The following is a 16,822-nucleotide window of genomic DNA, read 5'->3' on the forward strand; positions in this document are numbered from 1 at the left end:
GCCCTTAGATTTCAACACTTTTAGTAACTTCGTAAATTTCGTTTTAAAAAGTAATTGTATTCTTATGCTAAAAAGCACACTTCATTTGTTTTTATTGGTCGTATTTATAAGTCTTTATGGGTGCCAATCCAGTTCGCATAAAACAATCACTTTTGCCGATAATGTCGTGGTGGCACACCGTGGCGCTTGGAAACAAAAAAACCTACCACATAATTCAATAGCGGCATTAAAACACGCCATAAACTTAGGGTGTACGGGTTCAGAATTTGATGTAAGAATGACGGCCGATAACGTATTGATTGTTACCCACGATGCCGATTATCACGATTTAATTATAGAAAAATCCACCTATGCCCAATTATCAAAATTTAAACTTTCAAACGGCGAAACCTTACCCACGTTAAGAGATTATATAATTGCCGGAATGCAAAATAACGTTTCCACGGGTTTGGTCTGCGAAATAAAACCGTCAAAAACCGAAGGCCGAAATGCCTTAATGGCCGAAAACGTGCTGAAATTGGTAAAAGAACTTAGAGCCGAAAATTATATATTGTCTTACATCAGTTTTAGTTATGCCATTTTACAAAGAATAAAGGAACTGGATGCCAATGCCAGAACACAATATTTAGATGGCTCAAAACCACCAAAACGATTAATAGAAGATGGTATAACAGGATTAGACTACTTGGTTTATAAATACAAAGTGAAGCCAGAATGGATAACAAGTGCCAAAGAAAAAGGTTTAATATTAAACGTTTGGACAGCCAATTCAATTGAAGATATCGATTGGTTTTTAGCAAACGATTTTGATTACATTACTACAGATGAACCGGAACTTGTTTTTGAAAGAAGCGAAAAAAGCCCAACAAAAAGAGGTTATAAATTGGTTTGGAGCGACGAGTTTAACTACCAAGGAAAACCAGATTCTACCAAATGGGCTTACGATTACGGTTTTTTAAGTAACCGCGAAGAGCAATATTACACCGATAGCTTAAAAAATGTTAGGGTCGAGAATGGGTCTTTAATAATTGAAGCACATAAAGAAAAAATTGCAAACGCAAAATACAAAAGCGACGAGTTTAAAAACAAAAGTTGGGTACAGTATATCGCTGAAATTGACACTGCGCAATACACATCGGCAAGATTAAAAACCGATGGCTTGGCATCCTGGAAATATGGGCGCATTGAAGTAAAGGCAAAGTTACCAAGGGGTGTTGGTTTGTGGCCGGCAATATGGATGCTGGGTGAAAACAGAAAAGAAGTTGGCTGGCCAGAATGCGGCGAGATAGATATTATGGAACATGTTGGTTTTAACCCAGACTCTATTTTTGGAACCATTCATACAAAAGCCTTTAACCACATGAAAGGCACAGAAAAAGGAAAAAAGATTTTTATTGAAAAACCTTACGATACGTTCCATGTGTTTGCTGTAGAATGGACACCCGAAAAAATGGACTTTATTTTAAACGATACCGTTTACAATCATATAAAAAACGAGCATAAAACCGTGGCGGAATGGCCGTTTGATCAAGAGTTCTATTTGATAATGAATGTGTCCGTTGGTGGGATGCTTGGGGGACAAAAGGGGATTGACGATTCCGTTTTTCCGCAGCAAATGGTAATCGATTATGTTAGGGTTTTTCAACAAAAAGAATAATAAACAATGAAGCATTATACGCTACTAGTATTGGTTTTGGTCATGAGTTTTTTAAGTTGTAAAAATGAAAAACAACAAGAAAACCAAAGCCTAAATGTAATGACTTACAACATCCGTTTGGATGTCGCTTCCGATGGTGAAAACGCCTGGGCAAACCGGAAAGGGTTTTTAAGTTCGCAAGTTCTGTTTTACAGCCCCGATATTTTGGGCGTGCAAGAGGCGCGACCCAATCAAATGACCGATTTAAAAGAGGCTCTAAAAGATTACAAAACCATTGGAATTGGTCGCGATGGCGATAATAAAGGTGAGTTTTCAGCCATATTCTACAATGCAAAAAAACTAAAAGTTGAAGAAGAAAATACCTTTTGGTTGTCGGAAACTCCAAGTGAAATTTCAATGGGTTGGGATGCCGCCTATCCAAGAATTTGTACTTACGGACTTTTCACTGTACTCGAAAACAATCAAAAAATATGGGTGTTCAATACGCATTTAGACCATGTTGGAAAAGGAGCACAGTTACAAGGCATGCAACTTATTCTTAAAAAAATAGAGACTTTAAATACCGATGATTTTCCGGTAATTGTAATGGGCGATTTTAATGTAGAACCCCAAAGCGAACTTATTGCAAATCTTAAGCAAACCCTTAACGATTCAAAAGATAAAGCAAAACTTGTTTTTGGGTCAAACGGAACATTCAATGGATTTAAGTTCAACGAGCCTGTTACACGACGTATAGATTATATTATGTTGTCAAAATCCACAAAAATTGAAGTCGAAAAATACGGTGTTTTATCCAGTTCCATAGATTTAAAATATCCATCAGACCATTTTCCCGTATTTGTAGAATTAACATTAAAATAGAACCGTATTTAAACATGAAAATAGCAATCCTTCCTTTAAAGCTTATCATTATTTCAAGTCTAATTTTTACCGTGCTTAGCTGTAAAAACGAAACAACAAATCCCAAGCATTCAACTTTAAATGAAAGTATTGAAAAAAAGGTAGATTCGGTTTTGGCACTCATGCAGATTAATGAAAAAATCGGACAGTTAGTGCAATATAGCGGGAAGTGGAATGCTACCGGGCCTTCATCAACAAAAGGCGATCAACATAAACTTGAAAAGCTTAAAAAGGGCGAGGTGGGCTCGATGTTAAATATCACTTCTGTGGCAAGTATTCGGGAAACCCAAAAAATAGTTATGGAGCATTCAAGACTTAAAATCCCTTTGATTTTCGCTTATGATGTGATTCACGGGTATAAAACCATTTTTCCCATTCCGTTAGGGGAAACGGCGAGTTGGGATTTAGATATTATGAAACAATCGGCGTCAATTGCAGCCAAAGAAAGCGCAGCTTCAGGTTTAAATTGGACCTTTGCTCCCATGATTGATGTGTCCAGAGATGCCCGTTGGGGGCGCGTTATGGAAGGCGCTGGCGAAGACCCGTATTTAAACGCTGTTGTTGGTGTGGCGCGTATTGAAGGATTTCAAGGCGATGATTTGTCCGATATTAATACCATTGCAGCCTGCGCTAAGCACTTTGCGGGCTATGGCTTTGGTGAGGCCGGTCGGGATTATAACACCGTTAATGTTGGTGCAAACGAACTGCACAACACCATTTTACCACCTTTTAAGGCTGCCGCCGAAGCTGGCGCGGCAACTTTTATGAATGCCTTTAACGATATTGATGGTATTCCGGCGACAGGACATAAAATTTTACAACGCGATATTTTGAAAGGGGAATGGAACTGGAGTGGATTAGTGGTTTCAGATTGGGGTTCTATTGGTGAAATGAGGGCGCACGGTTATGCTGAAGACAAAAAACACGCAGCCGAAATAGCATTAAATGCGGGGAGCGATATGGATATGGAATCGTATGCTTATGAAGCGCATTTGGAAACGTTGCTTAACGAAAAAAAGATTTCAATCCATCAAATTGATGATGCTGTAAGACGGGTTTTAAGGCTGAAATTTGAATTGGGACTTTTTGATGACCCCTATAAATACTGCAACGAGCAACGTGAAAAAGATAACGTTTACTCCAAAGAAAATTTAGCCGTAGCTCGCGATGTTGCAAGAAAATCCATAGTCCTGCTTAAGAATGAAAATAGTTTATTGCCGCTGTCAAAACAACTTAAAAGCATCGCGGTTATTGGACCCTTGGCCGATGATAAAGATTCGCCGTTGGGAAACTGGCGTGCCAAAGGGGAATATAATTCGGCAGTTTCATTATTGGAAGGTGTTAAAAACGCCGTTGGCGAGAACACTAAAATACATTATGCAAAAGGCGTTGATTTAACCATACCGACTATTGCACCTGGTGCGAATCAGTTTTTACTGCCTTTAAAATTTAATACCACAGACGACTCCGGAATTGCAAAAGCTGTTGAGGTTGCTAAAAAATCAGATGTTGTTTTATTGGTAATAGGCGAAAATGCGTATCAAACAGGCGAAGGCCGCAGTCAAACCAATATTGGGTTTTTAGGACTTCAAAATGAATTATTGGAAGCCGTTTATAAAGTGAATAAAAACATTGTAATTGTTTTAATGAACGGCAGACCCATGGATTTAAGCCGCGCTTCTGAAATTGCACCAACCATTTTAGAGTGTTGGCATTTGGGTTCTGAATCTGGAAATGCCATTGCCGATGTTGTTTTTGGAGATTATAATCCGTCGGGAAAATTACCGGTATCATTTCCGCATAACGTTGGTCAGGAGCCTTTGTATTACAACCAAAAAAATACCGGACGACCATACAGCAATAAACACGTTACATTTTCAGGTTACAGAGATGCTCCGAAAAAGGCATTATACCCCTTTGGTTTTGGCTTGAGCTATACCACTTTTAGTTACGATGATTTGCAATTGGATAAAAATGAAATAAAAGCTGGCGGCGACATAAAAGCATCTGTTAATGTAACCAATACCGGTGATAGAGCAGGAGAAGAAGTCGTGCAACTTTATATTCGGGATTTGGTTGGTAGTTTTGTGAGACCAGTAAAAGAGTTAAAAGGATTTGAAAAAATAATGCTAAACCCTGGGGAAACCAAAACGGTCAGTTTTACTATAAACGAAAAAACACTTCAATTTTATACGGCAAACAATACATGGGAAGTAGAACCCGGTGAATTTAATGTTTGGGTTGGAGGCGATTCTACAACCACTTTAAAGAAAAGTTTCACTGTCATTGAATAAGCAAACAATCCATCAATAATTAGTTTTGTTGCGATAGAGAATCTGTAATCTTAGTTATAACAGCTTTTAAATGCTTGGGAAGCGTTGGTTTTTCCCAAGGATGTTGTGCTCCAAAAACATGATTGGCACCTTCAATAATTTCAAGTTGACTGTTCGGGTTCCAACTATGAAGTTGTTTTGCTTCATCTATAAAAACACTCGTGTCATTATCGCCATGAATAATTAAATACGGTATTTTTAAATTAGAAACGGCGCGCTTAATAGTGAGTCTGATTTCATTGGCAATAAAATCTTCATAGAATTGATAGTAGTGTGGCATTTGTTGTTTTGTTCGTCCGTTTAAAACATATTTTACACCGTCTTTTTTCCATTTTTCTAAATCGCCAATTGTTGCTGTTCTTTTTCCAAAATCGCATACGCCAGCTATACTAATTACGTTTTTTATCCTGTTATCTTCTTCGGCTTTTATAGTTACAATCCCGCCAGCTCTACTGTGCCCAATTAAAGTTATATGATTTGTGTTGGCATTCTTTTTTAACTCAGAATTCGAACACACCCAATCGATAACAGATTCTAAATCGTCTAATTCCTTGGTGTAATTATTATTTCCAAAAGCTTCCAAATCAGGAAAATCGATAGGTTGTTTTACAGTGCCTCCATTGTGCGAAAAATTGAATTTCACAAAGTAAAAACCAGCCTCGGCAAATGCTTTAGCCATTAAATCCCAAGCGCCCCAATCCTTAAAACCTTTGTAACCATGGCAAAATATTATTATAGGTTTTTTAGTGCTATCGTCTTTAAAAAACAAATCGGTTAAAATGGGTTTTTCGTGCTTGCCTTCAACAACTATGTTTTTTTCAATAATCATTTATATTTCTTTTTCAGTGAAAGGTATATCTAAATTACAAATTTCTAAAACGAGCTTTTTTAATTCAATACTAAATTTATCAATTGTGTCTTCAGTAATCAACGCATTTTTTTTGGCATAAGGTCCCGTTTTGTCTTTTTGTGCAAATTTTAAAAACCCATGACGTAAATTTTTAAAAGAGAAAATACCAGCTTCAACAGGAAGTTGAATTTGATTGGATTGATGCATCATGAGCGCATAAGTGAGTACTTGGAAACTCTTGCTGTATTTATCGTAATCGGTAGTAATGGCTTCCCAATCTACAATTTCTACACTGCTTTGGCTTACTTGCCCCGTTTTGTAATCAATAATTCTGGTTACACCATTATACTCATCAACCCGATCTACTTTTCCTGTTAAGTTTATGGGAAAATTAAGTTCGGGAATATCGATAAACACGTTGTTTTCGGCTTCAACGGCAATCATTTTTATTTGGTTTCCAGCTTTTAAATCTTGAATTTCCAAATCCAAAAAGTTAGATACGTAACGTTTTGCTATTTCAAAAACAATAAGATTTTTACCTTTGGTAATATCACCTTCTTTATATTCATTTTTAAAATGATGACTTACCGTTTCATTAATTTTAGGCTTTAAATTTTTAATATTTTCAACCGTTAAAAACTCACCAATAAATGGTTTGTAAAAATCTTCAAGCGTGTTGTGTACAACGGTTCCCAAGGTGTTTGCCGCAACGGTTTCTTCGGCATCATCGTGCTCTTTTATTTTTAATATTTTCTGATAATAAAAATCAATAGGATTCCTGATATAGTTGCTAAGTGAGGAAGGTGAAAACCCTTGTTTTGCCACCTCAATAATTTGATTTAATAACTGGGGCGTTTTGTTTATTTGGTTTAATTTCGGTTGTATTACTGGCACATGGGGCGCTATAATTTGATGGTTAATTTTATGAATATTTTCTAATTGCAACTGCGTAATAAACCTGCTTTTTTCGCCACCGGTCAACACATCGGCTTCGGTATTGTATATAATATGGATGTTTTTGGCGCGTTGCAAAAGCCTGTAAAAGTGATAAGTGTAAACCGCATCTTTTTCTTTATACGTGGGCAGGTTGTTTTCTAATTTAACATCAAACGGAATAAAGGAATTGTTGCTTTTTCCAGAGGGCAATATGCCTTCGTTTACCGAGGAAATAATAACGGTTTCAAAATCCAGAACCCGGGATTCCAACATACCCATAATTTGTAAACCTTGTAAGGGTTCGCCTTGAAAATCGAGTGTTTCGGTGCTTAACAATTCTTTGTAAATGCTAAATAAGGCTGAAATGTCTTTGATGTGGTGGTATTCTGAATTTAATCGCGATAACTCGTTAAACAATTCATTAAATCGGAATAAATATTCTAAGGGTAATAGGTTTGAAGCTTTGTTTTCAATTAAATCATTTTTAATAGTCAAGATTAATTGCGAACAGTTTTTTAAGGCGTCATCAATAGCTATTTCCCAATTGGTAAAGAGAATATCGATAATTGTTTCAGCCTTTGCGGCAATTTGTTTTAATCTATCGGAAGTTAAATAAATGATGTTATTGGCTTCAATGGTTTCAATTATTTTTGAAGCGTAATCGGTGTCGTCAAAATAAAATAAAGGTCTTATAAATTGATGCGCTATAATGTTGATTGCATCTTTATAGTAAAATGATTTTGATGGGTTTTTATGAAGTTTGAACAAGCTCTCGAAAAGGGAGGCAAGCGGAATGGATTTTAGTGGAAACCCCATGGTAATGTTAAGGGCTTCGATAGTTGATGGCAGCGAATTTAATACGGGAATCAATAAATTTTCGTCGCCCAAAACTACCGCAGTATTTTGCAGCGACGGGTCGCTTTGGCTTAAATTATTTAAAAGGGTTCCGATATATTTAGATTGCCCAATGTTTTTTGGAACACCATAAATTGAAATGTTTTTTTCTTTTGAATAATTGTTGGTAATCCAATGAAACGGATTGTTTTCGAAATATTTCCAACGGGTTTGATGCTGCCTTGTAAATAATGCGGCATCGTGTTTTTGGTTGTTAAAAAAAACTTGGTCGATGTCCCAATAAATTTTTGCCACATCATGTTCAAGTAGTTTTTGAATGATGGTTTCCTCAGCGGTATTTAACGCATTGAAACCTAAAAAAACATGTTTTTTTTCGGTGTTGCTTTGAATATAAGATTCTAAGTTTTTAACCGCTTCTCTGTAAATCAGCCCTTGGTAGCCGCTATTTTTATTTAAAAGTTGCTGGGTAAAATGGGTGTAGTACGTATACAGTTTGTTCCAAAACGATAAGTAATTTTTAACAAAATCGGTTTTGTTTTGTTCTAAAGACCAATGTTTTAGTTCTTGAATATCACTTAAATAATTAAATATATTTTCTTGCGGAATAAGGTAGCGATCAATCTCGTTAAAATCCTGAAGTAAAATTTGTGCCCATTTTGAAAAGACCTCAAAAGTATCTTGGTTTTCTTTTTTGGTAAGCGTTACATAGCTGTTATAGAATTCAAATAAAAGCTCTGTATTCGAGATGGGCTTAAGTTGGGACGTGTTTTCTACAAATTCCTCTATACTAATAATTTCAGGGGAAAAAATGGTTTCGTCGGCAACTTTATAAAGTTGATGCTTTAAAAACAAACCAGCCCTTTTACTGGGTAAAATAAAGGTTAGTTTTGAAAGATTTATTTCGGAATCCTTTAAATCTTTTAAAACATCAAAAATAAAAGTTGTCATTAAAGCTTAGTTGTTACTACCATATAAAAATAAAAAAACGCTTCGGATAACCGAAGCGTTTTTAAAAACTTATTTTTTAACTAAAAATAGAGTATTATTCTTTAACTAAGTTAATTTCAACACGTCTGTTGTTAGCTCTACCTTTTCTAGTTTTGTTGGTGTCAATTGGTCTGTCTTTTCCGTAACCAAGTGCAGATAATCTAAACTCATCGATACCATTCTTAACTAAATATTCTTTTACAGAAAGCGCTCTAGCTTCAGATAATGACTGATTTAATTTTGCACTACCAGTACTATCAGTATGACCTTCTATGGTAAATTTAGAATTTGTGTATTCTTTTAAGATGGCTGTAATATCAGATAATACTTTAGCCGATTCACTTTTGATAGAAGATTTACCTGTATCAAACAAGATGGTTTTAGCATATTCGTTAAGCGTTTTTTGAACCGCTTCAGATACTTCTGGGCAACCGTTGTTAGCTACAGTACCTTTAACGTCTGGACAGTTATCGTCTTTGTCTAAAACACCATCACCGTCTCTATCTGGCCAAGGACAACCGTTGTTAGCAGCAGGACCAGCTTCGTTAGGACATTTGTCATCTTTATCAGCAACACCGTCACCATCAGCATCAGGACATCCAGCTAAAGCTTTTAAACCAGCTACAGTAGGACATTCATCTAAATGATCTGGAACACCATCACCATCAGAATCAGGACAACCGTTAAACTCAGCTAAACCAGGTTCGTTAGGACAATCGTCTTTAGAATCTTCAATACCATCACCATCAGAATCTGGGCAACCGTTAAACTCAGGTAAACCAGCTACATCTGGACAAGCATCATCTTTGTCGTAAATGCCATCGCCGTCGGTATCAGTTCCACCAAATTTGATAGAAATACCAACAGTGTGTTGGAAATGAGTTTGTAAATAGTCTTCAAATGCATGTTTGTATGCAGACTGTAGTGTTAAGCCAATGTTTTCGTTAAACCAAACATTTAAGCCTAAAGTACCATTTACAGTACCAGCACCAACTTCGTCAACCCAAGAGTATCCACCTCCTGCACCTAAATAAGGCTCAAGCGTGTTTGAGTTAAGTAAATTACCAAGGCTGTACTTAATAGTACCATCTAAACCGTAGTAAGACAAATCATCAACTGAAGCATCTCCCCACTTATCGATTTTATTTAAAGATCCAGCAACTCCAAATGAGAAACCGTCACCTAAATATTTAGATACAGAAATCGTTGATAAAGATGGTAAAATATTCCAATGATCTTTAACATTAAAGAACTCATCAAAAGTATCACCAAGTGGCGCGTTTTCACCTGTCGGATAGAAGTCTACCGCGTTTGCCCCTATGGTAATTTGCCATGGGTTGTTTTCGTCTTGCGCATTAGCGTTGCTATAACCAAGTACAAGCAACATAGCGAACAATAATCTGCTAAGATTTTTCATATTCAAAAGTTTAATTTTTAAGTGTTAATTGTAAGCAAAAGTAAGTTGTTAAATGTTATTAACAAAGACAAATATATAAAAATATTGATGAATCCTTTTAATAATAAGTAATTCAGAAGGATTTTAGATTGCGTTGAGTAGTTGGTCAACTTTGGCGAACGCAGCAATAGCCTTGTCTAAATGTGGTTTTGTAAGAACTGACGTTAGTTGTACGCGAATTCTTGCTTTGCCTTTCAGGCAACGGAAAAAAAGAACTCAATAGCGTAAACACCTTCTTTTAAAAGTATATTTGCTTTGGTGTGCGACAATTTTCTAAGATCTAGATGGTGGGTGTAGTATATTTTAATTTCCTTTTATAGAGCTGCACATGGTTTTGTAATTAATGAAGTTATATTTCTTTTATTTCAATGTCATCATTTATGTAAATGAGAATTTTTTTGGTCACTTTTAGGTGCATATTTTCTAAAACATCCTGATACAATTGTAATTGTTGGGAGTGCTTTTTATCTTCAAAACCTGTTTTGTAATCTATTATAACAGCTTCGTTGTTTGCGTTTACAACCACGCGATCCGGACGTAAAATGATACCTTCTTTTGTAATAATATCACGCTCATTATAAATGGTATATTTCAGCGTGTAATACTCTTGAAGCTTTGAATGATTAACAATTTCGTTTACAGTTGCATTTAAAATGGCGGCTTGCTCTTGATTTATTGAAGCCGTATTGATAAAATCGTTTATAGCTGAATCGATATCATCTTTGGTATTGATTTTAGACAGGATATTGTGGACAAGATTCCCTTTTTCAATGGCTTCTTTTTGAGCGGTGTCCCAAAGTAAACCGGACTTGGTCACTACTTTTATATTATGCGTTTCTTTTGCTGTTGAAATAAATTCGTGTTGAATTTGTGTTTCTTTTTTCGGAGTTTCTTTTTCAATAGTTCTTTTAGAGTCTCCAAAGCTGTACGATAATTTAGAATCTTCCCATTCATTGATATGTTTTAAATACGCAATAAACAAACCCGAATATCTTTTGGTATTTACCTCGCCTTTTGATGAAATATCTTTAATTGAAATAACATGTAATTGCTCTACAGCCCGCGTTAACGTTACATAAAGCAGGTTAATATTATCTAATTCCTGTTCAGATTGATGTTTGTTAAAAATACGCAAACCTTCATCGCCATAAAACTCGAAATCTTTATTGAAATTCAATAAAGTATGCGAAAAACCGTTGTATGTTTCTTTGTTTAAAGCAAACCATTCTTTGGGTTCCAACTCTCTGTAAATATCCAAATCGGCAAACGGAAAAATCACCACTGGAAACTCCAAACCTTTCGATTTATGGATAGTCATAATTTGAACCGCATTTTGTCCCTTGGGCGATACAATACTCAAGCTTTCTTTTTTCTTGTCAAAATACTGTAAAAACCCAGAAATATCCGATCCTTTTTTTTGTGAAAAATCTAAAACCACATCTAAATAAAACTGAATGTAAGCGTTTGATGCTTTTACTAAATTGAAGCTGCGCACAATGGTTTCGGCCAAATCGTAAAGCGGCAGTTGCAGTAAATCGCTGCTACTTATTTGAATATTGAATTTTTCAAAACTTTTAAAAAGTTGAGGCAGTGTTAGATTAATATGATTGGTAAAAAATTCGTGTTTGTTTTCAATGCTGAAAAGCGTCGTTAAATAATTTAAAACAGCAATTTTTATTTCGTTGTTTTTAGGCTGATTTAAAAGTGCCAGCACATTGTTTATAAAATTAACCTCGTCGGAATTACTTAGCAATAAGGTTTCCGAGGATACGATAGGTATGTTGTTTTGGCTCAAATAATTGGCCACCGCAACGCCTTCTTTTTTCTTGCGAACCAAAATGCAAATATCCTCCAAATCAAAACCATCTTCTAAACAGTTATTAATGGTGTTTAAGGTGTGTTCTGAAAACAGTTCGTCTCTATCGTCTTCTTTTTCAATTTCTAAAAACGAAAAACTCACATAGCCTTTTTCGGTTTTGGTGATGTTTTGCTGTGCATTTTCGTAAAGTATTTTATAGTCATTAGCCGAAAAAACCTGGTTTGCCAAAAATTTAAAAAAGCCATTGTTAAAATTGACGATTTCTTTAAAACTCCGGTAATTTTCATCAAGTGTTTCTACTTTTTGTTTAATATGAAAAGGTTGTTTGGTTTTATTAAACAAATCAATAAATTGTTCGGCTTTACCACCGCGCCAGCGGTAAATGGCTTGTTTGGCATCGCCCACCAACATGGTAGTACCGTTTTCGGCAGATAGTGAATTTTCTAATAACGGAATTAAGTTTTCCCATTGCATAACCGATGTATCCTGAAACTCATCAATAAAATAATGCTTGAATTTTTCGCCAATACGTTCGTAAATAAAAGGTGTAGGTTGGTTTTTTATTTCCTTGCTAATAATGGCATTAAATTCTGAAATCAGCATTTTGTTCTGCTCCGTTTTTAAAACACTTAACTCATTATTTATGGCGTTTAAAACCGATAGTGGCGTAACGTTTTTGTAAAAGGCCTTTAAAAATTTAAGATGATAAGCCGCTTGTTTGGTATGGCTAAAGGCCGCTGCCAATTGCGGTTGGATTTGATTGATTATTGATGCCACATCTTCAGTAACGCGTTTTGGGTAAAGCGGGTTGTTTTCCGTTAAATCGGCTTGCCAATTCAAATCAAATTTAATATCAAACTTTTTATTGTTTAGATTTTGAAAATGCTTGGGCAACGAAGCTCTCGAAAAATCGTTCTGCTCTAAACCAGCCTCGTCAATTAAAGTTAAAACACCTTGAGCTTCTTCAACAATAGAGGATTCAAAATCTAAAATCTCTTTCTTCAAATGAGATTTTAGTCCTTTAAAATCGTTTAAAGTTTTGTGTTTTAAGGTTTCAATAAAGGGCATATCGTTTTCGTTAACCAACAATTTTGCAATCTTGTTAAAATCAAAAGACACATCCCAACTTTTATCATCATCGGCTTTTTCAATGGCAAAATCCACCAAAATTTTGGTCAGCGCATCATCAGTTCCGGCTTTGGCTATTAAGCTATCAACCGCTTCGCTTAAAAGCGCGTCTTGGTCCAGTTCAACTTCAAAATTCAATGGTAATTTCAAATCGTGTGCAAAGGTGCGTATCAATCTATGTGTAAAACCATCAATAGTCGAAATATCGAAGGCCGCATAATTATGTATTATGGTATTGAGTAGTTTTTCAGCTTTTTCGTGGAGCTGTTTAGGTTCCATGTCAAGTTCTTCACAAATTGCATCAAACATACTATTTGAACCTTTTAATACCGCCTCATCAGAAAACGTCTTTAAGGTTTCGATTATCCGGTCTTTCATTTCGGCAACCGCTTTATTGGTAAACGTAATGGCTAAAATGCGGTTAAAAAGATACAGGTTGTTTGAGTTGAAAAGGATTTTTAAATACGCCTTTACCAAGGTGTAGGTTTTTCCGCTACCGGCAGAAGCATTGTAAATAGTAAAAGGGTGATTAGGCTGCATAAAAACAAATTTAAAGACAATGTACTCATTTAAACATTTTCAATATGCTAAAAAATTGCTGTTTCCAGCCCTCTTTTTGTCTTTTTCTTCTTCCGTAGCGATGCTATGCAACTCAAAAAAGACTTCAACAGAACTAAAAACTTCTAATTTTCGTTTAAACTCAAAATGTTTAAAAGAGGACAATATAGAAACTATCAATGCGTGGATAACAATTTATTATTTTTAATTGATGTGTTTTATGCGTAAATTTGAATGAAAATAAATACTAATATTTTAAAAACAGAAAATTATGGCTTTCGAATTACCGAAATTAGGATATGCTTATGACGCTTTAGAGCCTCATATTGATGCACGCACAATGGAAATACACCATACAAAACACCACCAAGGCTATACAAACAACTTAAATAACGCTATTGCCGGTACAGATTTAGACGGTAAATCCATTGAAGATATTCTAACGAATTTAGATATGAACAACGGTGCCGTTAGAAATAACGGTGGCGGATTTTACAACCACAGCTTATTCTGGGAGGTTATGAACCCTGAAGATAGGGGTTACTTGTCGGGCGATTTAAAGGATGCTATTGAGGCTGCTTATGGCTCAAAGGATGAATTTATTGCTGCTTTTAGTAAAGCTGCAGCCACACGTTTTGGCTCAGGCTGGGCGTGGTTATGTGTACATAAAGGCGGTAAAGTGGAAATCTGCTCGTCGCCAAACCAAGACAACCCATTAATGCCAGGTGTTGGTTGCGGTGGCACACCAATTTTAGGATTGGATGTTTGGGAACACGCCTATTATTTAAACTACCAAAACCGTCGTCCAGATTATATCAGTGCTTTTTTCAAGGTAATTAACTGGAATGAGGTTGAAAGACGTTACGCAGAAGCAAAATAGAATTTATTCATTATATTAAATACAAAAGCAAATTCAGTAATGGGTTTGCTTTTTTTTATGACACTACCAAGCGGTCGGGCTGTCCGATAGTTATCGGGACGTTGTATCTTTTTCTCGTACCTCAAAAAAGGATGAGTTTATCACGAGCTTGTCGAAGGGCTGATATCCCTAGCGCACCTGTCCGCCAAATAACGGGTAAAAACAAAAAAGCAGTTCAATTTGCTACACTTAAAAGCTTAAAATGAAACACTATTTTTTTTCTGCTTTCAAAACCACAATATCGTTAAGAAGCCTTTCGATATCCTCAGGATTTGTACCATCGTAAAACCCGCGAATCTGTCGCTTTTTATCAATAAGCATAAAGTTTTCGGTGTGTATCATATCAAAAGCATCGCCATTGCCATTATCTTTAACAGCCAAATAACTTTTTCTGGCAAGCCTGTAAATTTGCTTTTTATCGCCGGTAACCAAATTCCATTTCGCGTCGTTAACCCCTTTTTTTTCAGCATAGCGTTTTAGTTGCGCCACCGTATCAATATCGGGTGTTACCGTATGCGAAAGCAACATAACATCGTTGTCATTCATAATTTCTTTTTGAATTTGAGCCATGTGATCGGTCATAATCGGGCAAATCGTCTGGCAAGTGGTAAAAAAGAAATCGGCGACATAAATCTTGTCTTTGTAATCGTTTTGGGTAATGGTTTTTCCGTTTTGGTTTATAAGCTTAAAATCGGCTATTTTATGGTATTTTTTTTTGTGCTGAATGGTGCTGTCCACCAACTCGGTACTAACCATGGCGGGTTGGTAAATGGGCAACGGTTTATAAACATTTAAAGTATTGTAAATAATAAGCACAATAACGAGTGAAATACCTGCAAAAACAATTGCAAACCCTTTGTATTCTTTAAAAAACGAAAACATTGATAGAAATTGAAAATTTAACAAATGCAAAAATACAATGAAAGCGGCACGACTAAAAATTTAAAGTCTTAAGATTTAAGCGAAACTTAAAATCGTGTTAAAAAAAAGCGCATTAAATAATTGTCTTTTTAAAGTTGGTTTAAAAGCTTACTTTTGTGCGATTATTAAAATCTGACAGAAGATATATGGAGTTTGTTATTAAAATATCTCAATTTTTATTGAGTCTTTCATTATTGATTGTTTTGCACGAATTGGGGCATTTTATTCCTGCAAAAGTCTTTAAAACCAGAGTAGAAAAATTTTACTTGTTTTTTGATGTAAAATTTTCACTGTTTAAAAAGAAAATTGGCGATACGGTTTACGGTATAGGTTGGTTGCCTTTGGGCGGTTACGTTAAAATTGCTGGTATGATTGACGAAAGCATGGATACCGAACAAATGGCAAAAGAACCGCAACCATGGGAGTTTCGCTCTAAACCGGCATGGCAACGTTTAATTATCATGTTGGGCGGTGTTACGGTAAATTTTTTACTGGCCATCCTTATCTACATAGGAATGAGCTATTTTTATGGCGATAAATTTCTGCCAAACGACAATATTAAAGACGGGCTTTTAATAGAAAGTACGGTAGCTAACAATGCGGGGCTTTTAACCGGAGATAAAATTTTAGCAGTTGATGGGGAGAAAATCGAAAACTTTTCTCAGGTTTCTGAGAAAGTGCTATTTGGAAAAGACATTACTATTGAAAGAAACGGAAACACGTCAACGGTAACCTTACCGGAAGACTTTTTAGCGCAACTTATAGATTCGAAAGAAAAACGATTTATAGATTTAAGAGAACCGTTTATTGTAGTTGAGGTTCCGGACACATCGTTTAATAAAAATGCGGGCTTAATAAAAGGGGATATTATAATTGCGTTAAACGATTTTAAAACCAAATATGCAGACGAAGTAAGATTAGGTTTAGAAAAATTTAAAGGAGAAGATGTTCAGGCTACGGTTATAAGGGAAAATGAAGAAATAACTTTACCATTAAAAATAAGTGATGAAAGTAAACTTGGGTTGGTCTATGCCTCCCGTTCTACTCCAAAAACATTAGAAGCTTTAGGGTATTACAAGTACGATACCAAAAAGTATGGATTTTTCGAATCGTTTCCCGTAGGATTAAAGAAAACCAAAGATAGAATGCTGTCGTATTGGGATCAATTAGGAGCTATTTTTACGCCTAGCACGGGCGCTTACAAGGGCGTAGGAGGGTTTAAGGCCATATTCGACATATTCCCCAACGTTTGGAGTTGGCAAGCATTTTGGGGCATAACAGCCTTTTTATCCATAATGCTTGGGGTTTTAAATTTACTGCCAATCCCGGCTTTAGATGGCGGCCATGTTGTGTTTTTACTGTATGAAATGATTTCTGGAAGAAAACCGGGAGACAAGTTTTTGGAGTATGCACAAGTGGTTGGTTTCTTTATATTAATCGCCTTGGTATTATTCGCCAACGGAAACGATATTTATAAAGCCATTTTTAATTAAATTTTTTAAT

General features: G+C 35.7%; 10 protein-coding genes. 5 read left to right on the forward strand and 5 right to left on the reverse strand.

Annotated features, from left to right (window positions below):
• The first annotated feature begins 64 nt into the window (after positions 1-64).
• From RNZ47_RS03230 to bglX, 3 genes are read left to right on the forward strand one after another with little or no spacing between them, the layout of a single operon-like run.
• On the forward strand, positions 65-1,657 hold the full coding sequence (locus RNZ47_RS03230) for a glycerophosphodiester phosphodiesterase family protein (protein ID WP_311936266.1): 1,593 nt from the start codon (positions 65-67) through the stop codon (positions 1,655-1,657).
• A 6-nt stretch (positions 1,658-1,663) separates the two neighbouring features.
• A complete protein-coding gene (locus tag RNZ47_RS03235) occupies positions 1,664-2,518 on the forward strand; it encodes an endonuclease/exonuclease/phosphatase family protein (protein WP_311936268.1) in 855 nt (284 codons plus the stop codon).
• A 14-nt stretch (positions 2,519-2,532) separates the two neighbouring features.
• Positions 2,533-4,851 (forward strand): beta-glucosidase BglX, encoded by a 2,319-nt coding sequence (gene bglX, locus RNZ47_RS03240; RefSeq protein WP_311936272.1) that lies wholly within the window; start codon positions 2,533-2,535, stop codon positions 4,849-4,851.
• A 19-nt stretch (positions 4,852-4,870) separates the two neighbouring features.
• Here the strand turns inward: bglX and RNZ47_RS03245 are convergent, their stop codons facing one another.
• From RNZ47_RS03245 to RNZ47_RS03265, 4 genes are all read right to left on the reverse strand, one after another.
• Positions 4,871-5,719, reverse strand: a complete 849-nt coding sequence (locus tag RNZ47_RS03245; protein ID WP_311936274.1) for an alpha/beta hydrolase family protein — start codon at positions 5,717-5,719, stop codon at positions 4,871-4,873.
• On the reverse strand, positions 5,720-8,479 hold the full coding sequence (locus tag RNZ47_RS03250) for a PD-(D/E)XK nuclease family protein (protein ID WP_311936276.1): 2,760 nt from the start codon (positions 8,477-8,479) through the stop codon (positions 5,720-5,722). It lies immediately after the preceding gene.
• Between the two features lie 94 nt (positions 8,480-8,573).
• Positions 8,574-9,935, reverse strand: coding sequence for an OmpA family protein (locus RNZ47_RS03255; protein WP_311936278.1), 1,362 nt, complete (start codon positions 9,933-9,935; stop codon positions 8,574-8,576).
• A 388-nt stretch (positions 9,936-10,323) separates the two neighbouring features.
• Positions 10,324-13,461: a UvrD-helicase domain-containing protein gene (locus tag RNZ47_RS03265; RefSeq protein ID WP_311936280.1), complete on the reverse strand. Its 3,138-nt coding sequence runs from the start codon at positions 13,459-13,461 to the stop codon at positions 10,324-10,326.
• Between the two features lie 289 nt (positions 13,462-13,750).
• Between RNZ47_RS03265 and RNZ47_RS03270 the strand changes: the two genes are divergently transcribed.
• Entirely contained in the window at positions 13,751-14,359 is a 609-nt protein-coding gene (locus tag RNZ47_RS03270; RefSeq protein ID WP_311936282.1) for a superoxide dismutase, read from the forward strand.
• Between the two features lie 249 nt (positions 14,360-14,608).
• Here the strand turns inward: RNZ47_RS03270 and RNZ47_RS03275 are convergent, their stop codons facing one another.
• Positions 14,609-15,280, reverse strand: a complete 672-nt coding sequence (locus RNZ47_RS03275; protein WP_311936285.1) for an SCO family protein — start codon at positions 15,278-15,280, stop codon at positions 14,609-14,611.
• Positions 15,281-15,465: 185 nt separating this feature from the next.
• On the opposite strand from RNZ47_RS03275, the gene rseP reads away from it, so the two are divergent.
• Positions 15,466-16,812, forward strand: a complete 1,347-nt coding sequence (gene rseP, locus RNZ47_RS03280; protein ID WP_311937479.1) for an RIP metalloprotease RseP — start codon at positions 15,466-15,468, stop codon at positions 16,810-16,812.
• The last annotated feature ends 10 nt before the right edge of the window (positions 16,813-16,822 follow it).

It is taken from the genome of Hwangdonia seohaensis (assembly GCF_031932625.1).
GTDB lineage: Bacteria > Bacteroidota > Bacteroidia > Flavobacteriales > Flavobacteriaceae > Hwangdonia > Hwangdonia seohaensis.